16 protein-coding genes and 2 pseudogenes are annotated in these 22,496 nt (G+C 68.6%); 11 read left to right on the top strand and 7 right to left on the bottom strand.

Annotation, left to right across the window (positions count from 1 at the left end):
* Positions 1-168 precede the first annotated feature (168 nt).
* From MQH10_RS04365 to MQH10_RS04350, 5 genes are all read left to right on the top strand, one after another.
* The gene (locus tag MQH10_RS04365; RefSeq protein WP_242562846.1) at positions 169-993 is read left to right on the top strand and encodes a flagellin; all 825 of its coding nucleotides are present in this window, start codon (positions 169-171) and stop codon (positions 991-993) included.
* Between the two features lie 88 nt (positions 994-1,081).
* A complete protein-coding gene (gene fliD, locus MQH10_RS04360) occupies positions 1,082-2,794 on the top strand; it encodes a flagellar filament capping protein FliD (protein WP_242562845.1) in 1,713 nt (570 codons plus the stop codon).
* Positions 2,784-3,170 (top strand): flagellar protein FliS, encoded by a 387-nt coding sequence (locus MQH10_RS27020; protein ID WP_419720751.1) that lies wholly within the window; start codon positions 2,784-2,786, stop codon positions 3,168-3,170. Before fliD ends, MQH10_RS27020 begins: the two co-directional genes overlap by 11 nt.
* A gap of 108 nt (positions 3,171-3,278) precedes the next feature.
* Positions 3,279-3,947 carry a sigma-70 family RNA polymerase sigma factor gene (locus MQH10_RS04355; protein ID WP_242562844.1) on the top strand — a complete coding sequence of 223 codons (669 nt, stop codon included), beginning with the start codon at positions 3,279-3,281 and terminating at the stop codon, positions 3,945-3,947.
* The gene (locus MQH10_RS04350) at positions 3,901-4,095 is read left to right on the top strand and encodes a hypothetical protein (protein WP_242562843.1); all 195 of its coding nucleotides are present in this window, start codon (positions 3,901-3,903) and stop codon (positions 4,093-4,095) included. Before MQH10_RS04355 ends, MQH10_RS04350 begins: the two co-directional genes overlap by 47 nt.
* 7 nt (positions 4,096-4,102) lie before the next feature.
* On the opposite strand, the gene glk is transcribed toward MQH10_RS04350, so the two are convergent.
* Both glk and MQH10_RS04340 read right to left on the bottom strand, forming a co-directional pair.
* Complete coding sequence (gene glk / locus MQH10_RS04345) at positions 4,103-5,104, bottom strand: glucokinase (RefSeq protein ID WP_242562842.1); 1,002 nt, start codon at positions 5,102-5,104, stop codon at positions 4,103-4,105.
* A 152-nt stretch (positions 5,105-5,256) separates the two neighbouring features.
* Positions 5,257-6,513 (bottom strand): MFS transporter, encoded by a 1,257-nt coding sequence (locus MQH10_RS04340; protein ID WP_242562841.1) that lies wholly within the window; start codon positions 6,511-6,513, stop codon positions 5,257-5,259.
* 137 nt (positions 6,514-6,650) lie between these two features.
* On the opposite strand from MQH10_RS04340, the gene MQH10_RS04335 reads away from it, so the two are divergent.
* Positions 6,651-7,703 carry a LacI family DNA-binding transcriptional regulator gene (locus MQH10_RS04335; RefSeq protein ID WP_242562840.1) on the top strand — a complete coding sequence of 351 codons (1,053 nt, stop codon included), beginning with the start codon at positions 6,651-6,653 and terminating at the stop codon, positions 7,701-7,703.
* On the opposite strand, the pseudogene MQH10_RS04330 reads toward MQH10_RS04335, so the two are convergent.
* Together MQH10_RS04330 and MQH10_RS04325 are read right to left on the bottom strand one after the other, a co-directional pair.
* Positions 7,704-10,150: pseudogene (locus MQH10_RS04330) on the bottom strand (glycoside hydrolase family 3 protein).
* Between the two features lie 153 nt (positions 10,151-10,303).
* A complete protein-coding gene (locus MQH10_RS04325; RefSeq protein WP_242562839.1) occupies positions 10,304-12,670 on the bottom strand; it encodes a TonB-dependent receptor in 2,367 nt (788 codons plus the stop codon).
* A 187-nt stretch (positions 12,671-12,857) separates the two neighbouring features.
* Here MQH10_RS04325 and MQH10_RS04320 point away from each other — a divergent pair.
* Together MQH10_RS04320 and MQH10_RS04315 are read left to right on the top strand one after the other, a co-directional pair.
* A pseudogene (locus MQH10_RS04320) lies at positions 12,858-14,186 on the top strand (tryptophan halogenase family protein); the annotation flags it as partial.
* Positions 14,187-14,418: 232 nt separating this feature from the next.
* Positions 14,419-15,696, top strand: a complete 1,278-nt coding sequence (locus MQH10_RS04315; RefSeq protein ID WP_336605041.1) for a cation:proton antiporter — start codon at positions 14,419-14,421, stop codon at positions 15,694-15,696.
* 19 nt (positions 15,697-15,715) lie between these two features.
* Here the strand turns inward: MQH10_RS04315 and MQH10_RS04310 are convergent, their stop codons facing one another.
* Complete coding sequence (locus MQH10_RS04310) at positions 15,716-17,026, bottom strand: sugar MFS transporter (protein WP_242562837.1); 1,311 nt, start codon at positions 17,024-17,026, stop codon at positions 15,716-15,718.
* Positions 17,027-17,110: 84 nt separating this feature from the next.
* Positions 17,111-17,587 carry an Lrp/AsnC family transcriptional regulator gene (locus tag MQH10_RS04305; protein ID WP_242562836.1) on the bottom strand — a complete coding sequence of 159 codons (477 nt, stop codon included), beginning with the start codon at positions 17,585-17,587 and terminating at the stop codon, positions 17,111-17,113.
* A 116-nt stretch (positions 17,588-17,703) separates the two neighbouring features.
* On the opposite strand from MQH10_RS04305, the gene ald reads away from it, so the two are divergent.
* Positions 17,704-18,798 carry an alanine dehydrogenase gene (gene ald / locus MQH10_RS04300; protein WP_242562835.1) on the top strand — a complete coding sequence of 365 codons (1,095 nt, stop codon included), beginning with the start codon at positions 17,704-17,706 and terminating at the stop codon, positions 18,796-18,798.
* Between the two features lie 129 nt (positions 18,799-18,927).
* Complete coding sequence (locus tag MQH10_RS04295) at positions 18,928-19,557, top strand: TetR/AcrR family transcriptional regulator (RefSeq protein WP_242562834.1); 630 nt, start codon at positions 18,928-18,930, stop codon at positions 19,555-19,557.
* A 109-nt stretch (positions 19,558-19,666) separates the two neighbouring features.
* Here MQH10_RS04295 and MQH10_RS04290 read toward each other — a convergent pair whose 3' ends face one another.
* Positions 19,667-21,238 carry an AMP-binding protein gene (locus tag MQH10_RS04290; protein WP_242562833.1) on the bottom strand — a complete coding sequence of 524 codons (1,572 nt, stop codon included), beginning with the start codon at positions 21,236-21,238 and terminating at the stop codon, positions 19,667-19,669.
* A gap of 322 nt (positions 21,239-21,560) precedes the next feature.
* Between MQH10_RS04290 and MQH10_RS04285 the strand changes: the two genes are divergently transcribed.
* Entirely contained in the window at positions 21,561-22,481 is a 921-nt protein-coding gene (locus MQH10_RS04285) for a VOC family protein (RefSeq protein WP_242562832.1), read from the top strand.
* Positions 22,482-22,496: the final 15 nt, after the last annotated feature.

Here is a 22,496-nt window from a genome sequence, read left to right as displayed (position 1 = left end):
GGGGTTTTTTCGGGCTGAAGATTTTTTCCGGCCGGCTGCCGATCCCGCGCCCCATCGGCGGAGATCGCCTCGTTCAATGGTCGAGGCCCGAACGCCGAGAACCGCGGCGGGCTTCCCGAACCCCGGGTCCCGGGGCCGGATGTCCAAGCCAGAGAAGCGGATTAGAAAATGCCTGTTATCTCGACCAACACCGCCGCCAACACGGCGCTGCGCTATCTGAACACCAACTCAGCCGCGCAGAGCGACTCGCTGGCCAAGCTGTCCAGCGGCTCGCGTATCCAGTCGGCTTCCGACGACGCCTCGGGTCTGGCCATCGGCACGACCATGGGCGCGGATATCGCTGTCCTGAAGCAAGCCTCGATCAACACCCAGCACGGCCAGGCCGTGCTCCAGACGGCTGATGGCGCTCTGTCCAACATCAGCTCGATCCTGGAACGGATGAAGTCGCTCACCGCCCAGTCCCAGTCGGGCACGGTCAGCGACACCGAGCGGGGCTATATCGACGCCGAGTACCAGCAGCTCACCCAGGAAGTCGACGACATCTCCAGCACCACCAAGTTCAATGGTGTGTCGCTGCTGGACGGCGCCAGCGACTATTCCACCGGCGTGAGCTTCCTGGTCGGCACCGCCAGCACCGACACCATCACGGTGCAACTTGACGGGGCCGACACCACCTCGCTGGGCATCAGCGGATCCTCGGTCGCCACGGCGGCGGACGCGGCCACGGCCATGGACTCTCTCGACACGGCGATCAGCCAGATCTCCGAGCAGCGCGCCAATGTGGGGGCCACGCTCTCCCGCTTCGGCTACCGCGGCGACGTGATCTCGACCTCGCTCGAGAACCTGCAGTCGGCGAAATCCACCCTGATGGACGTGGACGTCGCCGCCGAGCAGACCAACTTCACCAACGCGCAGACCCTGACCAGCGCGGCGATCGCGGCCCTCGGCCAAGCGAACTCCATGACCCAGTCCCTGCTGAAGTTGATGCAGTAGTCCGCCCGGGGCGGGGGAGCCCGAGGGCTTCCCCGCCGCTTGTTCCGCCCGAGCCCCGCTCGCCGTTCCCACCCCGAAGGCCGCGCCCATGAGCACCTCCTCCACGACCAGCACCGGCTCCGTCGTCACCTCGGGGTCGACCACCTATGTCTCGTCCACGGCCTCGGGCCTGGACACCAATTCCCTGGTCACCGCCGCGGTCGCCGCCAAGACCGCGCGGGCCGACACCATCGACGCCAAGGTCACCGCCAACCAGTCGAAGATCACCGCCTATCAGACCCTGCAGGGGCTGGTGAACGCCATCTCCACGGCGCTCACCCCCCTGGCCGCGCCGGCCTATAGCGCGACGGCCACGACCAACGCCTTCGACGCCAAGCAGGTGGGGCTGACCTCGTCGGATGGGACCGACACCGCCAATCTGATGGCGGTGAGCGCCGACGCCGACGCCCAGGCCGGCAGCTATGACATGACGGTCACCCAGCTCGCCAAGGCCATGAAGGTCACCGCCGACGCCACCGTCTCGGACACGGCGCTCGGCTACACGGGCGCCTTCACCCTGGGAACCAGCGCGGGCGGCTCGGCGACCATCAGCGTCACCTCCGACATGACCCTGCAGGACATCGTCGACGCCATGAACGCCGCCAAGGGGGAGACCGGGGTCAACGCCACCCTGATCAAGGTCTCGGACTCCAGCTATCGCATGGTGCTGTCCGGCGCCGAGACCAACCAGACGATCACCGCGGCGACCAGTTCGGGGACCGACATCCTGGCGGCGCTCGGCCTGACCGACAGCTCCGGGGCCTTCGCCAACATCGCCCAGGCCGCACAGCCGGCCATCGTCACCCTGGACGGCGCGACGGTGACCCGCGACACCAACGAGCTGGACGACGTGATCCCCGGGGTCAGCATCTCGCTGGTCGGGGCGACCGCCTCCGGATCGAGCGTCACCCTGCAGGTCGCCCCCAACTATGACGGGGTGAAGACCGCGGTCACCAGCTTCATCACCGCCTATAATGCGCTGCGCACCTTTCTCACCACCCAGCAGACGGTGGGCGCGGACGGCTCCATCTCCAGCGACGCGGTGCTGTTCGCCGACTCCCTGCTGCGCGGGATGAGCCAGTCGCTGTCGGGGCTGATGAACACCCAGACCTCGGCCAATGGCGGCGACATCACCCATATCAGCGACCTGGGGGTCACCTTCGCCTCGGACAACTCCCTGACGCTGTCCAGCGAGAGCACCCTGGACAGCGCGATCCTGTCGAACATCTCCGACCTGGAGGGATTCTTCGAGACGAGCTTCACCCCCTCCGACAGCGCCCTGAAGCTGCTCAAGAACAGCTCGACCCGCTCTCTCGACTTCACCCTTGATGTGACCGCCGATTCCGACGGCAATCTCACCGGCGCCACTGTCGGGGGCCAGAGCGGCCTGTTCACGGTGTCCGGCAACCGGATCGTGGGCGTGGACGGCACGGCCTATGAGGGGCTGAGCTTCGCCCTGGTGGCGACGGGCGACACCTCGATCAAGGTCAAGCTGACCCAGGGCTTCGCCAATGCGGTCAGCGCCCTGATGACCGGCTATGGCGACACCTCCAGCGGCCTGATCCAGAACCAGGTCGCCAGCCTGACCAGCCAGGACGACGACCTCGACACCCAGTCGTCCAAGATCCGCAGCGACGCGGAGACCTACCGCCAGACCCTGATCAACAAGTACGCGAAGATGGAGAACGAGGTCTCGGCCGCGAAGCTTCTCCAGCAACAGATCGCGTCCATCCTCGCAAGCAGCAGCTCCAGTGCCTCCTAACCCTCCCCTCGCCCAGGCGATCGCCGCCTATGGCGCCAGCCAGCGCCTGAACCAAAGGCCCGCCGACGTGCTCCTGCTGGCGCACGAGACCCTGTGCCGGGAGCTCTGGGCGGCAAAAGGCGCCTATGAGCAAAACCGGCTGGATCAAATGTGCCGACACACCGCGCGGTGCACCCAGATCCTGTTTTCCCTGCGCGCGGCGCTGGAGATGGGGGCTTCGGGCGTCGACCGGACACGGCTCGCGGTCTTTTACAATGGTCTCCTATCAAACATAATTGGCCTCCTGAATCGTCCGAGTGTTTCGGAATCGTTGCAAGAGTCGATCGCCAGGTTACGAGAACTTTGCACTGAATTTCAAATCGCGACCTCGCGTTGAAATTCTTCGGATTCAGATCATGGACTCTGGAATATTAGGTCAAAATCGTGTTTTGGCGCCCCAATTGCGTGACGTTGTTCAGCACATCGAGCGAACGGCGTTCTTCACATGTACCTCAACATCGAACACTCGCGACCGGACCTGGACACCCAGGACCTGCGCACGGCGTCGGACGAGGATCTCTTCGAGGCGAGCTGCCGGGGGAGCCAGGCGGCTTTGCGCATCCTGATGGACCGGCACAATCGCTTTATCCGTCGGTTGGCGTTCAACATTCTGGGCGACGCCCAGGAGGCCGAGGACGTCGCTCAGGAGACCTTCCTGTCCGCCTGGCGCCATCAGGCGGGATGGACGCGGGGCGCGGCGAAGTTCACCACCTGGCTAAGCCGGATCGCCATCAACAAGGCCATCGACCAGCGCCGCAAGCGCAAGCCGACCCCGGAACGCGACGAGGTGGTCCAGGCCCTGGCCGACGCCGACGGGCCCCGCGACTTCGCGGCCAGCCAGCACGCCCGGCTGGAGGAAAAGGACGCTTCGGTTGCGCTGAAGGCGGCCTTGGCGAAAATTCCGCACGCCCAGCGCGAAGCTCTAATGCTCTTCTATTTCCAAGATTTCGATGTCGCTAGAATAGCGACCACGATGGATTCGACGGAGCAGGCGGTTCGGTCCCTCCTCAAGCGGGGCCGCCAAGCGCTCAGAACCCAACTCCAAAAGCAGAAGAAGATCTGTGGCCATGGACCTGGACGACCTGAAGGAACAGCTGGCGACGCTGGGGCCTGACCTCTCGCGCTGGCCCAAGGCCGACGCGGATGCGGCGGTGGAGCTGATGGCCGGGTCGGTGGAGGCCCAGGACCTGTTCGCCGCGGCCACGGCCGAGGAGATGGCGATCTTTGGCGAGGACGAGACGCCCTCGGAATCCGCCGCCTGATCCGCCGCTAGACCCCCTCACCCACCCGCGATAGCAGCGCCCGGCCGGCCCCGACCAGGGCGGCGTGCGGATGCAGGATCACCCGCGTCGGTATGCCGGCCAGATAGGACTGGAACCGGCCCTTGGCCTCGAAGCGGCGGCGGAACTCGCCGGCCGCCAGCTCGGGCAGCAGGCCAGGCGCGATGCCGCCGGCGATCAGCACGCCGCCCCGCGCGCCAAGCGTCAGGGCGAGGTCCCCGGCCGCGGCGCCCAGGAGGCCGCAGAACAGGATCACCGCGCTGCGGGCCAGGCGGTCGCCGGCGCGGGCCAGGACGGGAACCTGGTCCGGCCGTGCGCAGGCCGGAGCCGCAGCCTCAATCTCGCAAAGCGTCCGATAGAGGTTCAGCATACCCGGACCGGAGACCAGGCGCTCGACCGACACCCGGCCAAAGCGGTCGGTCAGGCGGCGCACCACCTCCATCTCCAAGGGATCGGTGGCGGCGAAGCTGGCGTGGCCGCATTCGCCAACCAGCACCACCTCGCGGCCGTCGACGCGCCGCCAGCTGGCGGCGTTGAAGCCCGTGCCGGCCCCGACCACCGCGATGGGGGCGGCCGCGGCGCCGGCCAAGTCGGGCCCGATGACCTGCAGATCGCTCTGCGCCAGCTCCGGCGCGGCCCAGCCCACCGCCTCAAGATCATTGATCAGGGCCGCCTGATCCAGGCCGAGCCGGGCGCGCAGGCCGGTCGCCGTCAGGGTCCAGTCGAGATTGGTCAGGGCGACCCGCTCGTCGGTCACGGGCCCGGCGCAGGCGATCATGGCCAGGCTGATCCGCTCGCGCAGACCGATCGCCGCCATATAGGCCATGGCCGCATGTTCGGCGGTACGATGGCCGGCGGCCTTGATGCTCATGGGGTCGCGCAGCATCACCCCGCCCGGCCCGATCTCGGCGATGGCGAACCGGGCATGGGTGCCACCGAGGTCCCCCAGCAGGGCGAAGCGGATCGGGCTGGTCTTCAGACGCGTGGACATGGACGCCTCGGAGCTTGGCGGCCGCGGCGCTTCGCCGGGGCGCCTGCCCCGCGCGAAAAGAACCGTTGTCTCCGCCCATTGAACCGGCGATACATTGACAGCGCTGTCACACACTGTCCAGCCAGGAGACCTTGGTGCGTTCGAGCCCCCGCCTATCGCACGCTGCGGATCGGCAGAACGATCAGGCCGCCCAGGCCGCAGGTGGCGGCGGCGACCAGGAACAGGGCCCGCAGGTCGGCGCCGAGCACGCTGGTCAGCCAGACGGCCAGCAGGGGGGCGATGATCTGGGGGATGGCGTTGGAGAGGTTGATCAGGCCGAGATCCTTGCCTGCGTCATCGGCCGAGGGCAGCACCTGGGTGATCAGGGCCATGTCGACGGCGTTGTAGCAGCCCGCCCCGCAGCCATAGGCGACATAGGCGATCATCGCCGTCGTCCAGTTGGGGGTCAGAGCGAAGGCCGCCAGGGAGAAGGCCAGGACCAGGGCGCCGGCGGCCACGAACAGCTTGCGGCGACCGACCCGGTCGGAAATCAGGCCGCTCAGCAGCGAGAAGACGATATTGGCCACGGCGGAGAGGGCGGTCAGCAGGGCCAGGCCCTGGGCCGGCGTGCGGCCGATCCCCGATCGCCCGATGTGCAGGACGTCCTGCAGGAAATAGAGGGTGTAGCCCTGCACCACCACGAAGCCGAGGATGACCATCAGCCGGCCGGCCCAGGCCAGGGCGAAATCCGGATGGGCGCGGGGATCGATGGAGAAGAACCGCAGCATCTCGCCCAGACTCCGGCGGGGTCGCGCGATCCGCGGTGCGGGACGGTCCTTCAGGGCCAGGGTGAAGGGCAGCAGGGTCGCAACCAGCACCACGGCTATGGCCACGAACCGCAGGCCCTCGCCGGCGATCAACCCGCCTACCACCGAGGTGCCGACCAGGGTTCCCAGCGGATAGCCCAGGCTGAGCATGGCCGAGACCAGGCCCTTCTGGGCGTCGGGCACCTGGTCGGCCATCACCGCCAGCAGGGCGGCGAACAGGAAGTTGAAGCCCAGCTGGAAGACCATGATCGCCCCCATCAGGGCGAAGGCGTTGCTGGCCTGGTAGATCAGGCCATAGGCGGCGAGCGTCCCGGCCCCGCCGATCAGCAGCCAGGGCTTCCGCCGCCCCATGGACCAGGTCGTCCGGTCGCTGATCGCGCCGGCCGCCAGATTGGCCAGAGCCGCCACCACCGCGCCCAGCAGCCCGACCTGGCTGAGCAGCACCGTCTTGTGCGCCGGATCCAGCGCGGCCGCCTTCAGCGGCAGCAGCACCTGGAACAGGGGCATGAACGAGATATAGGCCCCGACCTGGGCCAGGGTGTAGCCGCCGATGAATCCGCGCCCGACCGGTTCGACCGGACGCCCCGCCTCGCGCGCCGTCATGGCCGCCCTCCCCTCGAACCCGCGCCGGTTTCGGGTTGCTCCCGATTCGGCGGCGCGCGCATTTGCAGCTTATCAGGCCTTGCGAACGGCCCCAGGATGCTAGGCTCCAGCTTGAACAGTGTCAGCGGAAGGACCCCATGGCGTCGGTGACGATCTATGATGTGGCCGCCCAGGCGGGCGTGTCGATCAAGACCGTCTCGCGGGTCATGAACGCCGAGCCCAATGTGCGGGCGGCGACGCGGGAGAAGGTCACCGCCGCGGCAGAGGCCCTGGGCTATCACCCCAATCTGTCGGCGCGCAGCCTGGCGGGATCGAAGTCCTTCGTCATCGCCGCATTCGTCGATGCGTCGCTCACCATGGACCATTGGCGCAGCGAGCAGGGCGCCGACTATCTGTCGCGGATCCAGCTGGGGGCCACGGGCCCCTGCCGCGAGCTGGGCTATCATTTCCTGCTGGAGCTGATCGATCACGACACGCCCCGGGTTCGCCAGGAGGTGGGCAATCTGCTGGCCGCCCTGAAGCCGGACGGGGTGCTGCTGACCCCGCCCAGCTCCGACGACCAGACCGTGCTCGACCTGCTGCGGAAGTCCCACACCCCCTTCGTCCGCCTGGGCCCCGAACGGGACGTCGGCGGGGGCCTGCGCCTGAAGATGGACGACCGGGCCGCCGCGGCGAAGATGACCGAGCATCTGATCGGCCTGGGCCACCGGCGCATCGGCTTCGTGCTGGGCGATGCGCGCTACGGCTCCAGCCGCGCCCGCCAGCAGGGCTATGTCGAGGCCATGGCCGCCCATGGGCTGGAGGTTCAGGCGGACTGGATCCAGGCCGGGGACTTCACCTTCCAGTCGGGGGTCGAGGCCGCCCGGCGGCTGCTGAGCCTGGCGGCGCGGCCGACCGCCATCTTCGCCAGCAATGACGACATGGCGCTGGGCTGCCTTTCGGCCATCGCCGACGCGGGCCTGTCGACGCCCGAGCACATCTCGGTGGCGGGGTTCGACGACAGCTCCAGCGCCCGGTTCAGCCGGCCGCAGCTGACCACCATGCGCCAGCCCCTGGTCGAGATGGCGGACTACGCCACCCGGGCCCTGATCCAGGGGGAGGTCGCCGCCGACTGCGACCAGGACGCCGTCGGCCATCTGCCCCCCTCCGAACTGATCCTGCGGAAATCCACCGCCCCGCCCGCCCCCTGATCAGGGGCAGACGGCGTCGCCCTCGTTGGTGACCAGCCTCAGCTCGCTGAAGGCCAAGGCCAGGGGCGCCGAGGCGGTCAGACGCACCGGGGCGTCGACCTGATCCATGCGCGCGCCGGCCGCCTTGAAGCAGGAGAGCTTGATCTTGAGCGTCCGCCATTGGCCCAGCGGCGCGGCGCCGATCAGCCGGCTGACGTCGAGGCTCGCGCCGCATTGCGGGCCGCAGCCCAGGCCGAGGGTGACGGGCGCGGTCCCGCTTCTGTCCAGCCGGTAGCGGATCATCACCGCCATGTCGCCGGTGGTCTGACGCGACAGGTCGGCGGCGGGACCGGTGATGGCCACGGCGCCCGGCCCGGTCCATTCGGCCAGGCGGGCGTTCTCCTGGGCGCCGGCGTCAATGGCGCGGGTGGTGACGGCGCCCTCCAGGGCGAGGCTCCAGGGCGCGGCGACATGGCCGGCGACGAAATAGCGGTCGAGATTAACCTGGGCGGCCACGGCGCCGGGATCCTCCGGCAGCTTCGGGGTCACGGCCCCGTGGGCGTAGCTCAGGCCGTAGCCATAGGCGAACTGCGGGTCATAGCCCGGCTGCCCGTGATCGAGCGGCGCCTGGTCGGCGCGCCTGGGCCAGGAGAACGACAGCCTGCCGGTGAAATCGTGGTTCACGGCGCCGTTGGGGCGGCGGACCAGCACGTCGGCCACGCCGCCGCCCTCCGATCCCGGCAGCCAGGCGGCCACGAAGGCGTCGGCGGCGTTGATCTCGCGGTTCACCCACAGGGGGCGGCCGGACAGGAACACCGCCACCACCGGCACGCCCTGGGACTTCAGCCGCTGGATCAGGGCCAGGTCGATCTTGGCGCCGGGCTGATACTCGACGGTGGGCTGGTCGCCCTGGAACTCGGCATAGGGGTTCTCGCCGAAGACCACGACGGCGACGTCGGGCTTTTGCGAGAACTGTCCGCTTACGGAGAGTTCCGCCTTGCCGCCCCCGGCGGCGAGCGCCTCGGCGATGCCGGCATAGATCGACTGGCCGTGCGGGAAGTCGACATTGGTGTTGCCCGTGCCCTGCCAGCTGTAGGTCCAGCCCCCCGACTGCTTGCCGATGTCGTCGGCCCCGTCGCCGGCCACCAGCACGCGGACGTTCGCTTTGATCGGCAGGACGCCGTCGTTCTTCAAGAGCACCAGGGACTTGCGCACCGCCTCGCGGGCCAGCGCGCGGTGGTCGGGCGAGCCCAGTCGGTCGAAATGGCCGGCGTCCGGACGAGGCCCGGCGAACAGCCCGGCCTTGACCTTGACCCGCAGGATGCGGCGCACGGCGTCGTCCAGCCGCGCCATGGGGATCTCGCCGGACTTCACCTGGGCGAGCGTGTTCTCATAGAGGCCCTTCCAGCTGTCGGGGGCCATGTACATGTCGAGCCCGGCGTTGATCGCCGCCGGGCAGCTGACCGTGGTGCAGCCGGGGACCTGGCCGTGGGCGTTCCAGTCGCCGACCACGAAGCCCTGGAACCCCATCCGACCTTTCAGCACATCGGTCAGCAGGCTCTTGTTCGCCGTGTGCTTGACGCCGTTCCAGCTGGAGAACGAGGCCATCACGGTCAGGATGCCGGCGTCGATGGCGGGGGGATAGCCCTGGGCATGCAGGGCGATCAGGTCGTGCTCGCTGATCTCGGCGTCGCCCTGGTCCTTCCCGCCGGCCGTGCCGCCGTCGCCCAGGAAATGCTTGGCTGAGCCGGCGATATGCCGGGGCCCCAGCGGCTTGCCCGCCTGCAGCGCCCCCTGCAATCCGAGCGTCATGGGGCCGGCATAGGCGCGCGAAATCTCGGGATCCTCGGCGTAGCCCTCATAGGTGCGGCCCCACCGGACGTCGCGGGGCACGGCGACCGTGGGCCCGAAGGTCCAGTCCCAGCCGGTGACGCCCACCTCTTCTGCCGTCGCCGCGCCGATGCGGCGGATCAGGTCGGGATCGCGGGCTGCGCCCAGGCCGATATTGTGCGGGAAGATGGTCGCGCCGGGCACATTGTTGTGCCCGTGGACGGCGTCGATGCCGGTCAGGAGCGGGATCGGGGTGTGGCCGGCCGGGCCTCCATCGCGACGGCGCGATAGGCGTTGGTCAGCGCCAGCCATTTTTCGGCCGGCGCGCGGTTGTCGCCGTCGGGCGCGGAATTGCCGCCGGCCAGGATGGAGCCCAGGGGATGGGCGCGCAGGTCGTCGGGCGTCATGGAGGCGATGTCGCCCTGGATGGTCTGGCCGACTTTCTCCTCCACCGACATCTGGGCCATCAGGCCGGTGATGAAGGCCTCGGTCTTGGCGTCGGTGATCACCTTGGGCGAGGCCGCCCTGGGCCAGATCGCCGGGTGGGCCAGGCCTGAGGCCGTCCCCGCCCCGGCCCCTGGACTCGCCATGGCCAGGGCCAGGAAGGACACACAGGCGGCGAGACGGAACTGCGGCATTCGACAACCCAAAAAGAAAGGCGGCGCGGCGATCTGCGGGCCGCGCCGCCTGGAGACGCGAGGGGCCGGGCGGGGGAACGCCACCCTCGGGGGATAGGGGACGAGGCGGCGCGTCGCCGTACTGGACGGCGCCGCGCCGGCCCCGCTCTCGGTCTAGAAGTCCACCCGCAGATTGGCCCCGACGGTGCGCGGCGGGAGGTACTGGGAGGTGTAGATGTTGTCGCTGGTGACCCCGGCGTTGGTCTTGATCCGACCATCCTCGAGGTTCTGGGCGAACAGTTCGATCGACCAGGGCCGGTCGCCCGGCGCCTTGTAGACCAGGTTCAGGTCCGTCCGGTGATAGGCCTTCTGCTTGTCGCCAGCGCCGTCATTGAACACCGACAGCCAGCTGGCGGTCTCGAAGTGGCTGGAGATCCGCGGCGAGAAGGTCCCGCCGTTCGGCAGGTCGAACTCGTGCTGATAGACCACCTGGAAGGCGGCGTTGGGCGCGTGCGGCAGCTTGTGGCCGGTGACGTCCATGCACGGATTGCTGATCGACTTGTCGGGGCAGACCGGCAGGTTCGAATAGTCGTTCGACCCGGCCAGGAGCTTGCCCAGCTTGGTGTTCAGGAACGAGGCGGCGACCTGGAAGGTGTCCTTGGCGGTCGGGCGGAAGGTGATTTCCGATTCAAAGCCCTTCACCTTGGCGCCGTCGGCGTTGGAGGTGGCCAGACCGCGGTTGCCGCCGGCGAAGGTGACCGGGGCGCTGAACTGGAAGTCCTGGAAGTCCTCGTAGAACAGGGCGTTGTTGAAGGTCATGCGACCGTCCAGCAGCGTCATCTTGGTCCCGATCTCGTAATTGATCAAGGTTTCCGGCCCATAGGGCACGCCGCCGTCCTGCAGACCGCCCGACTTGTAGCCGCTGGAGACGCTGGCATAGATCAGGAAGTCGTGGCTGACGTCATAGTCGGCCCGGGCCAGCCAGGTGGCCTTGGAGTCCGAGTACTTGCCGTCATTGTGCTGGTAGGTGGTGTAGGCCGGCGAGGTCAGCGGGTTGGTGCCCGGATCGAGCGGCACCTGGGGAACCGCCGGATTATAGGCCCAGGCGTTGTTGGTGCCGCCCTTGTTGGCGCGCTGATCATCCGTGTACCGCAGACCGCCGGTGAGCCGGAAGTTGTCGGTCATGTGCCAGGTGGCCTGACCGAACACGGCCTTGGACCGGACCGTCTCCTTGGGCTGGATGAACGAGCCCTGCCAGCCGACCGTGCCCTCCTTGGTCCCGTTGAAGATCGGGATGTCGAAGCGGATCGAGTTGTCTTCCGAGGCGTAGTAGAGGCCCAGGATCCAGTCGACCGTGTTCTCGCCCTTGGACTTCAGCGACACCTCGTGGCTGAAGTTGGAGTAGCGGGAGTTGTTGGTCCGGTCTTCCTGATAGGTGGCGCCGGTCGCGAAGCTGGTCGGGATATGTGCGCCGCCGTCCTGGTCGAAGTTCGACGAGCCGTCGAAGCGCGTGTAGCCGGCGATGTAGCTCAGCGCGACCTTGTCGCTGAGGTCCCAGTTCAGATTGCTGCGGAAGGCGTGGACGTCGCGGTGCAGATAGGGCGCCACGTCGATCAGGGCCGACCAGAAGTCCTCCCCGGCGCGCGGCTGCTGCATCAGGTTCATGCCCGGCGTGCCGCGGTCCTGGAAATATTCGTAGGAGACGTTCCAGGCCAGGCTGTCGCTGGGCTTGTAGAGGGCGCCGACCCGCACCGCGGCCTGGTCCTGGGCGCTGTAGCGCGGCCCGGCCTGGACAAAGGTCCCGGCGTTGATCGGCTTGAAGGTCGCCAGCGTGCCGCCGCCGGCGATATAGGCCGCCTGCTGGCTGGCGATCGAGGGCAGCTTGGGCGTCTGGTACTTCACATAGCCGTCGTGCTGTTCCTTGGCGAAGGCGATCCGCAGCGCGAAGGTGTCGCTGACCGGAATGTTGACCGCGCCGCGGGCGCCGACCCGGTTATAGGTCCCGCCGCCGACCATGATATTGCCGAAGCTGTCGCCGAGGACGGGCTTGGCGGTCTGCATGTTCACCGCGCCGACCGTCGAGTTGCGGCCCCAGAGCGTGCCTTGCGGACCGCGCAGCACTTCGACCGAGTCCAGGTCGAACAGCAGGGACGAGGCGCCCTCGGCGCGCGGCGTATAGATGCCGTCGACGAACAGGGCGACTTCCGGGTCAGCGTATTCGGTCTTGGCGCTGTCATTGCCGATGCCGCGCATCGTCATGGTGATCACGCCGTGGTCGCCCTCGGTGGTGGCCGCGAAGCTCGGCACCAGACGGGTCACGTCGGCGACGGTGTTCACATGCTCCTGCTCAAGGGTCGCCGAGCTGATGGCGGTGATGGCCACAGGGGTTTCCTGCAGTGCGGTGGTCCGCTTGGTGCCGGTGACCAGCACCTCCTCCACCAGAGCGCCCTTGTCGGCGGATTCCGCCGCGGCGGCCGCCTGGGCGCTGCTCAGCAGCGCGATGGCCGCGGCGGACGTACAGAACGCGAGTTTCCTTCGCATGGTTCGCCTCTCCCCTTATGAATTCTCGACGTACGCTGACGGTCGCCGTTGTCTTAGCTCAGGATGCTGCAGGACGGGCGTGGGGCCAACCGAAATTGACAGCGCTTACCGACAGCGCTGTCATTCCTAAGTCAAATGTGATCATCTTGCAACGAGAAGTCTGCATAGGACCGGGAGGAAATTCATCATGAGCGTCAAATCGATCCTCATCGTGGGGGGCGGAGCGGCCGGTTGGCTCACCGCGGCCTATCTCGCCAAGACCCTGGCGACCGGCCAGGGCGGGGTGGCTATCACCCTTGTTGAATCAAAGGAAATCGGAATTCTGGGGGTCGGCGAAGGCACCTTTCCGTCGATCCGCGGGACGCTCTCGGCGATCGGCGCCGACGAGGCGGCCTTCCTCAAGGCCAGCAACGCCACTTTCAAGCAGGGCGTCAAATTCGCCCATTGGGTGCGTCCGCCGGGCGCCCCGGGGGCCGACCACTACTTCCATCCCTTCTCCACCCCGAGCTATCGCGGCGACGGCCTGGAGCTCCTGCCCTATTGGCTGATGGGCGACGCCGGCGAGGCCGGATTCGCCCAGGCCGCCACCCTGCAGAAGACGGTGGCCGATGCGCACCGGGGTCCCAAGCGGATCACCGACCCGGCCTGGCAGGGGCCGATGAACTACGCCTATCACTTCGACGCCGCCCGGTTCGCCGGCTTCCTGGCCGATGAAGCCCGGGCGCTGGGCGTCGCCCATCACTATGCGACGGTGGGTGAGGTGAAGGTCGGCGAGGACGGAAACATCGCCGGCGTGGTCACCCGCGAGGCCGGGACCCTGACCGCCGATCTCTATATCGACTGCACCGGCTTCAGGGCGGCCCTGATCGGCGAGGCCCTGGGCTCGCCCTTCCGGGCGGTGTCGGACAGCCTGTTCGTCGATCGGGCCCTGGCCATCCAGGCGCCATATGCCGATCCCGAGCAACCCATCGCCTCCTACACCATCTCCACGGCGCACGAGGCCGGCTGGACCTGGGACATCGGCCTGCCCGAACGCCGGGGCGTCGGCTATGTCTTCTCCTCGGCCCATACCGACGAGGGCCGCGCCGAAGACGTGCTGCGCGGCTATATCGGCAAGGAGAGCGAGGGGCTGTCCGCCCGGCTGCTGAAGTTCAAGGTCGGCTATCGCGAGACCCAGTGGATCGGCAATTGCGTGGCCGTGGGCCTGTCCGGGGGCTTCCTGGAGCCGCTGGAATCCTCCGGCATCGGGCTGGTGGAAACCGCCGCCTATCTGATCGGCCACCTGTTCCCGTTCGACGGAAACCTCGCCCCGGTCGCGCGGCAGTTCAACGCCCATATGAGCGCGCGCTACGCCCGGGTCGTCGACTTCCTGAAGCTGCACTACTGCGTGAGCCAGAGGGAGGACTCGCCCTTCTGGCGCGACAACCGCGCCGAAAGCTCAATCCCCGAGACCCTACGCGAGAAGCTCGCCATGTGGCGGTCGCGGCCGCCGCACCGGCTGGACTTCACATCCGACCTGGAAATGTACCCCACCTCCAGCTGGCAATGGGTGCTCTACGGCATGGAGTATCCGACCGATCCGGCCGGCTTCGCCCCGGCCTGCCCCGTCGCGACGAGGCGCGGCGCGAGTTCCGCACCATCGCCGAGGTCGCCCGGCGCGCCCTGGCCGACCTGCCCGATCACCGGGCCCTGGTCGCGGCGATGCACGCCCGCGCCGAAGCCGGCGCACCGGCGCGGAGGGTCGCCCCATGAGCGCGCAGCACGCCGCCGAGGCCGCCCTGGTCTCCGTCCTGATCCAGCTGATCATCATGATCGGCGCGGCCCGGGCCATGAACACCCTGTTCCGCCGGCTGGGCCAGCCCGGGGTGATCGGCGAGATCCTGGCCGGCCTGATCCTGGGGCCGTCCCTGTTCGGCCATCTGTTTCCCGCGGCCTCGGCGGCGGTGTTCGGCGCCCATCCTGCGCCGGCCATCTCGGCGATCAGCCAGATCGGCCTGACGCTCTTGATGTTCCAGATCGGCATGGATTTCGAGTTCGGCCTGCTGAAGACCGGACGCAACCGCCGCGCCGTGGGGGTGATCGCCGCCGCCTCGGTGGCGACGCCCCTGGTCCTGGGCCTGGCGGTCGGCTGGATGTCGGCGCCGGTCATGGCGGCGGGGCGGGACCCGGTGGCCTACGCCCTGTTCTGCGCGGTCGCCATGGCCATCACCGCCGTGCCGATCCTCGGCCGCATCCTGCGCCAGTTCGACCTGTCGCGGACCCGCATCGGGGTGGTGGCGATCTCGGCGGCGGCGATCAATGACCTGGTCGGCTGGCTGGCCCTGGCCGCCGTCTCGGCCTTCGCCGCCTCGCGCCTGACGGGGGCGAGCCTGGTCCTGCAGTGGGGCGGGCTGCTGCTCCTGGGACTGGGCCTGCGCTATGCGCTGGCGCCCCTGGCCGCCTGGCTCGTCAGGACGTTCCCCCTGAAGCACGGCGAGCTCGCGCCCAATCTGATGGCCGCGGTCCTGGTCCTGGTCCTGGGTCTCGCGATCTGCACCTCGAGGCTCGGGGTCTTCGCCATCTTCGGCGGCTTCGCGGCCGGCCTCCTGTTCCACGCCCATGAGGCCTTCGTGGCGGCCTGGCGACGGCAGGTGGGGCAGTTCGTGCTGGTGTTCTTCCTGCCGGTGTTCTTCACCTTCACAGGCTTGCGAACCAATGTGCTCGGCCTGACCGGCGCCGACGATCTGGTCTGGCTCGGCGTGATCCTGGCGGCGGCGATCCTGGGCAAGATCGTCCCGGTCTATCTGGCCGGACGGCTCAACGGCTTCGACCGCGACGAGTCGGCGATCCTGGCGGCGCTCATGAACACCCGGGCCCTGATGGAGCTGATCGTGCTCAATGTCGGCTACGACCTGGGCGTCCTGCCGCAGAAGGTCTTCACCATGCTGGTGATCATGGCGGTGACCACCACCATCATGACCGGGCCGCTGCTGAAGGTGCTCTTGCCGCGCACCGGCCATGTGATCCCGGTGGGGGTGGAGGCCTGAGGCCTCCCCCCTTCCCGGCTCAGCCCAGGACCTCGCCCAGGGTCTCGCCCGCATGGGCGGGGCTACGGGCGGTGAGCCAGCCATAGGTGGCGATCCAGACATAGCAGACCACCGGCACGAACAGGGCCAGGCTGAGACCCAGGCGGTCGGCGGCGAAGCCGGTGATCAGGGGGACGACCGCCCCACCGACGATAGCCTGGCAGAGGATCCCCGAGCCCTGCGGCGTCTCCTCGCCCAGCTCCTCGATGGCCAGGGTGAAGATGGTCGGGAACATGATCGAGTTGAACAGGCCGATCGCCAGGATGGTGACCGCCGCAACCATCCCCGTCGACAGGCCCGAGGCCGCGGCCAGGCATCCGGCCCCGATGGCGCAGCCGGTCAGCACCTTGCCCGGCGAGAGCTTGCGCAGGGCCGCCGCGCCGATGAACCGCCCGACCATGGCCAGGCCCCAATAGACCGAGACCAGGGAGCCAGCGACCTGGGGCTTGAGGCCCAGCACATGGCCGCTCATCAGATAGTTGGCGATGGCGCTGCCGATCGAGACCTCGGCGCCGACATAGGCGAAGATCGAGACCGCCCCCAGGGCGAGCCGGCGGTTCTTCAGCAGGCGCAGGGTCGCTCCTCCCCCGCTCTGCGCGGCCGCCACAGGCGCCCAGCGACGCAGGACCCAGCAGAGGGCGGCGAGCGCCAGCAGGGCCACGGCGATGCCCATGAAGGGCAGCTGCACGGCCTGGGCCTCATGCCGGCGCAGGGCGGCGAGCGCCGGCGCCGTCAGGGTCGCCGGCTCCGGCAGGGCGACATTGCCACGCAGGATGAGCGCCGAGCCGAAGATCGGTCCGACCATGGTGGCCAGCGAATTGAAGGCCTGGGCCAGGGTCAGGCGGGCGTGGGACTTGGAGGGATCGCCCAGGCTGGCGGTCATCGGATTGGCCGCCACCTGCACGGTCGTCACGCCGGACGCCAGGATGAACAGGGCGAGCAGGAAACCCGGATAGGTCCCCAGCTCGGCGGCGGGGGTGAACAGCAGGCACCCGCCGGCCATGACCAGGAGGCCCAGGGTCACACCGCGCAGATAGCCGATCTTGGTCAGGAGCCAGCCGGCCGGGGCCGAGACGATGAAATAGGCCAGGAAGAAGCAGAACTGGGTCAGCATCACCTCGGCGTAGGAGAGCTGGAACATGCCCTTCAGCTTGGGGATCAGGGTGTCGACCAGAACGGTGCAGAAGCCGAAGGCGAAGAACAGGCTCATCATCAGCCCGATCAGCTTGTTCTGGTGGGCGAGGCCGGCCGATCCGGCCTGGCCCCCCTGCGGGGTCATCGTCGTCTGCACCTTGGGCTCCTCCGGCTCGGCGCTTGATGCGCCCTTTGGCCGGACCCTAGGCGGTCTGACAGCGCTGTCAACAATCGGCCGCGATCAGCGGACCGGCAGGGCGGTCCGGCGCACCACGGTGCGCAGGGCGATGGACGAGTTGATCCGGGCGACGCCGGGCAGGCGGGTCAGCAGGGTGGCGTGCAGGCGCTCCAGGTCCTCCACGTCGCTCGCCACCAGCCGGATCATGTAGTCGGCCTGACCGGTCATCAGGCAGCATTCCATGATCTCCGGCGCCTCGGCGACCGCCCGCTCGAAGGCGGCCAGCACGTCCTGAGCCTGGCTGGACAGGGTGATGCTGACATAGACGGTGAGCGCCAGGCCCACGGCCGCCGGACTGACATTGGCGGCATAGCCGGTGATCACCCCCTCGGTCTCCAGAACCCGCACGCGGCGGAAGCAGGCGGACTCCGACAGATGAACCGCCTCGGCCAGTTCGGCGTTTGTGGCGCGGCCCCGCGCCTGCAGCCGGCGCAACAGGTTCTTGTCGGTCGAATCGAGGATGACTGAAGATTTCACCATTTGGTGGCCATCTTTCGGTGAAACCTTGCTCAAATCCTTAAGCCGGGGCCCGAGATTTCAAAGTTTTTCCCGCGGGCCGGGCCTAGTCTCAGATCAGTCGAAGCCAGGAGAGACCCATGCGCATCGGTACCGTCACTGAGATCAAGCCGCTTGAACGCCGCGTGGGCCTGACCCCCGCCGTCGTCGCCACCCTCGTCGCCCACGGCCACGAGGTCTTCATCCAGTCCGGCGCCGGCGAAGGCGTGGGCCTGGCGGACGCCGAATACGCCAACGCCGGCGGCAAGATCGTCGCCGACGCCCCGGCGGTGTTCGCCGCCGCCGAGCTGATCGTGAAGGTCAAGGAGCCCCAGGCCTCCGAGATCGCCCTGCTGACCCCGCAGCACACCCTGTTCACCTATCTCCACCTGGCGCCCGATCCGGAACAGACCAAGGGCCTGATGGCCTCGGGCTGCACGGCCATCGCCTATGAGACCATCCTCGACGAGCACGGCGGCCTGCCGCTCTTGACCCCCATGAGCCAGGTGGCCGGCCGCATGGCCGCCCAGGTCGGCGCCCACTACCTGCTGGCCCCGGCCGGCGGTCGCGGCCTGCTGATGGGCGGGGTGCCCGGCGTGGCGCCGGCCAAGGTGATCATCCTGGGCGGCGGCGTCTCCGGCTTCAACGCCGCCGAGATCGCGGTCGGCATGCGCGCCGACGTGACCATCATGGACATCTCCCCGGCCCGCCTGGCCATGCTGGACGCCCATTTCGAGGGCCGCGCCCGCACGGTGCTGTCCTCGCGCGGCGCGCTGCTGGAGCTGCTGCCCACCGCCGACCTGGTGATCGGCTGCGTGCTGGTGGCCGGCGCCTCGGCCCCCAAGCTGATCAAGCGCGAAGACTTGAAGCTGATGCGCAAGGGCGCGGTGCTGGTCGATGTCGCCATCGACCAGGGCGGCTGCTTCGAGACCTCGCACGCCACGACCCATGTCGAGCCGACTTATGTGGTGGACGGCGTGGTCCACTATTGCGTGGCCAACATGCCAGGCGCCGCGCCGCTCACCTCGACCTATGCGCTGGGCGCGGCGACCACCCCCTATGTCCTGGCCCTCGCCGACAAGGGCGTGGAGCGCGCGCTCGCCGAAGTTCCCGGCTTCGCCGCCGGGCTGAACATCCAGGCTGGACGGGTCGTCCATCCTGCGGTGGCTGCGTCCCAGGGCCTCCCCCACGCCTGAGGATGCGACCGGGGCGGGTTCTGACGAGCATCTGGCCCGCCCCGGCCCACCAATTCCCCGCGACAGGGCGCACGGCCGTGCGAATGCCGCTAAGCTCGGGCGAATCTTGACCCGGGAGCGAGACAGGACGTGACGGCCCCGCCGGCGGAAGGACGAAGATCACGCACCCGCCAGGCGTTGCTGGCCGCGGCGGAGGATCTGTTCGCCCAGCACCCCATCGACGCGGTGGCCATCGACGACATCGTCCGCGCCGCCAAGGTCGCCAAGGGCACCTTCTACAATCACTTCACCGACCGGGACGATCTGGTCCGCACCCTGCTGATCGCCATCCGCGGCCGCATCGAGGCCACAGTGGACGCGGTCAACGCCGGGGTGGAGGATCCCGCCCGCCGGGTGGTGCGCGGGGTCTGCGCCTATGTGCGCTACGCCCTGGACGAGCCGCGCAACACCCGCATCCTGCTGCGCGCCCTGACCCCCACCGGGGCGACCGTATCGCGGCTCAACAAGGGGGTGCTGGACGACCTCTCGGCCGGGCTCGCGGTCGGCCGCTTCTCCCTGGCGACGACCGAGGCAGGCCTGCTGCTGCTGATGGGCGTGTCCCAGGTGGCCATGGCCCGGGCGATCGAGGACGGGGCCGTCGCCCTGCCCATCGCCCAGCAGCTCTGCGGCATGATGCTCAAGGGCATGGGCGTGGCGGCCGAGGAGGCCGAGCGGCTGGCCGCCCAGGCCGCCGACGAGATCATCCGCCGTCCGGTCTAGAGCCCTTTCCGATCTGGTTGATTCAACCAGATCGGATAAAAAGGGCTCTAATTCAAAAGATAGAGCATTTTTGAATCCGAAAAGTGCGTCACACTTTTCGGAAAATGCTCTAGGCGCTCTCCGCCGCCAGGATGGCGCGCAGCTCGGCCTTGGCGATCTTCTCCAGGGTGGATCTCGGCAGCTCTGGCACCAGGCGAATCTCGTGCGGCTGCTTGAAGCTGGCCAGGGCCTCGCGGCACAGGGCCATGGCCCGCTCGGGCAGGTCGAGATCGGCGGGATCGACCGGGATCACGAAGGCGACCGGGACCTCGTCCAGCATCGGGTGCCTGCGGCCGACCACGGCCACCTCGCGCACGCCCGGCGTCTGGGCCACGACCCGCTCGATCTCGGAGGCCGCGACGTTCTCGCCCCCCACCTTGAGCATGTCCTTGCTGCGGTCGGCGAAATAGAGCGCCCCGTCCGCGCCGACCCGCACCCGGTCGCCGGTGATGAACAGGCCGTCGGGGGTGAAGGCCCGGGCCGTCGCCTCTGGATCCTCGGCGTATTCGGCGAACAGCGAGACGCCGCGCACGCCCTCGACATAGAGGTCGCCGGTCTCCCCCGGCGCCACAGGGTTCATGTCGGCGTCCAACACATGAATGCCGTAGGCCGGCGAGGGCCGGCCCATCGACATGGGCGCATCGTCATGGAGGGCCGAGCCGACCGTGCCGTGAGCGATGGTCTCGGTCATGCCCCACCAGCCGATGGTCTTCACCCGAAACAGAGCGTCGGTGCGCGGCGCGCAGACCCCATTGCCCCAGAAGCGGTAGCTGTGGGTCTCCGGGATCGGCTGGGTGGCCAGGGCCTGGAGGCAGAAGGGCACCATCGAGGTCCAGGTGCAGCCCCACTTGTGCGAGGTCGGCCAGAAGCGCGAGGCCGAGAACCGCGGATGCAGCACCACGCTGGCGCCGGCCCAATAGGCGGCCATCACCGAATAGACCTGAGCATTGGTGTGGAACAGCGGCAGATAGACCAGGTGCACGTCGTCGGGCCGCAGGTCCTCGTGCATGGCGCAGACCCGCGCGCCCCAGAGCGCATTGGCGTGGGTCCAGAGCACCGCCTTGGGCCGGGCCGTGGTGCCCGAGGTGTACTGGATGCCGAAGGGGGCGAAGGGATCGTGCGGCCGCTGCGCCAGGGTCGCCGGATCGGCGTCGATGGCCGCGAAGGGCTCGGCGCGGGCGGGCAGGTCGGCCGTGGGCGCAGCGCCATTGTCATCGGCCGAGACCGCAATCCAGGCGAGCTGAGGCGCGGCGCGGTCGAGGTCGGCGGCGAACCGTGGCTGGGTCACCCCGCCGATCGCCCGGCTGTGGATGGCGAAATAGCTGAGCTCGTCGACCGAGGACTTGGCGTTGGTGGTCACCGGGACCAGGCCGGCATAGGCGCTGCCGAGCCAGGCGATCAGGCTTTCCGGGCAGTTCTCGAAATGGACGATGACCCGGTCGCCGGGCTGGCCGCCGCGCGCCTGCAGGCCGGCCGCGAACCGCCGCACGGCCTCGGCGAACTCCGCATAGGACCAGGTCCGGCCCTCGCCCTCGAAGGGCTCCCAGATCAGCAGCGGATGCTGCCCTCGCCGGGCGGCCTGGCCGTCGATCAGGGTGCGGATGTCTTGGGCCTCGAAGGGCGAGAGCGGGCGTGGGGTCATGGGGAGATACTGCGACGGCGACGGTCGGCTTGGCAAGAGAGTGACTAATTGGTCATATAATTCGATGCAGCCCACCCACTCCCCGAATCCTTCTCCCCTTGCGGGAGATGGCGGCCTGGCGGAGCCAGGTCGGATGAGGGGTCGCTCCGGACTTGCAGCATGACTTCATAATAGATGAGTTCACAGAGCGGGACCCCTTATCGGTCGTCCGTTCGGACGACACCTTCGCCCGCAAGGGGAGAAGGACGATTCGAGTTCCAAGCCCTTGACGAGTCCCACAATCCATGAAATTTGACTGATCAGTCATTTTTGGGAGGACGCCATGATCCGGATCGAGGACATCGCCCATGTGCGCTTCACCGCGCCCGACCTGGAGCGGATGGCCGGCTTTCTTGAGACCTTCGGCCTGGTCCCGGCCGCCATTGAGACCGACCGCATCTTCTTCCGCGGCGCGGGCGCCGCGCCCTTCGTCCACGCGACCGAGCGCGGCGAGGCCGGCTTCAAGGCGCTCGGCCTGCGCGCCGAGAGTGTGGCGGATCTCGAGACCCTGGCGCGTGAGACCGGCGCGGTGGTCGAGCCCTTCGATGCGCCGGGCGGCGGTCAGGTCGTCCGCCTGACCGATCCGGACGGCAATCTGGTCGAGGTGGTCGCCGGCCAGACCCCGGTCGAGCCCCTGCCCTTCGCCCCGGTCGCGCCGTGGAACTCGGCCGAAGCCCGCCCCCGCCAGCGTCAGGTCAAGCGCACCGGCGCCGGCCCGGCCCAGGTCCTGCGGATCGGGCACGCCGTGCTGGACGTCACCGACTTCCGCGCCTCGGAGCGCTGGTACAAGGACCACTTCGGCTTCCTGACCTCAGACGAGATCCAGCTCGGCCCCGACTTCGCGCTGGGCGCCTTCCTGCGCTGCGACCGGGGCGACGCGCTCACCGACCACCACACCCTGTTCCTGCTGCAGCACCCGAACGGGAAGGGCTTCAACCACGCCGCCTTCGAGGTCCGCGATCTCGACGACCTGATGCGCGGGCACGAGCACCTGAAGTCCACAGGCGCAAAGCCCCAGTGGGGCGTCGGCCGGCATATCCTGGGCAGTCAGGTGTTCGACTACTGGTTCGATCCCTGGGGCCATCCGCTGGAGCACTGGACCGACGGCGACCTGTTCGTCGCCGAAGACCCGCCCGGCGTCGCCGGCCCGCAGGAGCTGCTCGGCGTCCAGTGGGGCCAGCCTTTCCCGCCGCCCGCCGCCTAAACCCCAGAGGAAGCC

The organism is Phenylobacterium aquaticum (assembly GCF_022695515.1).
GTDB lineage: Bacteria > Pseudomonadota > Alphaproteobacteria > Caulobacterales > Caulobacteraceae > Phenylobacterium > Phenylobacterium aquaticum.
This window is presented reverse-complemented; position numbering and strand designations above follow the sequence as displayed.

What these genes read in the sequence shown, in the direction of transcription:
- MQH10_RS04365 (WP_242562846.1), top strand. Translation starts at nt 169, where the DNA reads ATGCCTGTTATCTCGACCAACACCGCCGCCAACACGGCGCTGCGCTAT.
- fliD (WP_242562845.1), top strand. Translation starts at nt 1,082, where the DNA reads ATGAGCACCTCCTCCACGACCAGCACCGGCTCCGTCGTCACCTCGGGG.
- MQH10_RS04355 (WP_242562844.1), top strand. Translation starts at nt 3,279, where the DNA reads ATGTACCTCAACATCGAACACTCGCGACCGGACCTGGACACCCAGGAC.
- MQH10_RS04350 (WP_242562843.1), top strand. Translation starts at nt 3,901, where the DNA reads ATGGACCTGGACGACCTGAAGGAACAGCTGGCGACGCTGGGGCCTGAC.
- glk (WP_242562842.1), bottom strand. Translation starts at nt 5,104, where the DNA reads ATGTCCACGCGTCTGAAGACCAGCCCGATCCGCTTCGCCCTGCTGGGG.
- MQH10_RS04340 (WP_242562841.1), bottom strand. Translation starts at nt 6,513, where the DNA reads ATGACGGCGCGCGAGGCGGGGCGTCCGGTCGAACCGGTCGGGCGCGGA.
- MQH10_RS04335 (WP_242562840.1), top strand. Translation starts at nt 6,651, where the DNA reads ATGGCGTCGGTGACGATCTATGATGTGGCCGCCCAGGCGGGCGTGTCG.
- MQH10_RS04325 (WP_242562839.1), bottom strand. Translation starts at nt 12,670, where the DNA reads ATGCGAAGGAAACTCGCGTTCTGTACGTCCGCCGCGGCCATCGCGCTG.
- MQH10_RS04315 (WP_336605041.1), top strand. Translation starts at nt 14,419, where the DNA reads ATGAGCGCGCAGCACGCCGCCGAGGCCGCCCTGGTCTCCGTCCTGATC.
- MQH10_RS04305 (WP_242562836.1), bottom strand. Translation starts at nt 17,587, where the DNA reads ATGGTGAAATCTTCAGTCATCCTCGATTCGACCGACAAGAACCTGTTG.
- ald (WP_242562835.1), top strand. Translation starts at nt 17,704, where the DNA reads ATGCGCATCGGTACCGTCACTGAGATCAAGCCGCTTGAACGCCGCGTG.
- MQH10_RS04290 (WP_242562833.1), bottom strand. Translation starts at nt 21,238, where the DNA reads ATGACCCCACGCCCGCTCTCGCCCTTCGAGGCCCAAGACATCCGCACC.
- MQH10_RS04285 (WP_242562832.1), top strand. Translation starts at nt 21,561, where the DNA reads ATGATCCGGATCGAGGACATCGCCCATGTGCGCTTCACCGCGCCCGAC.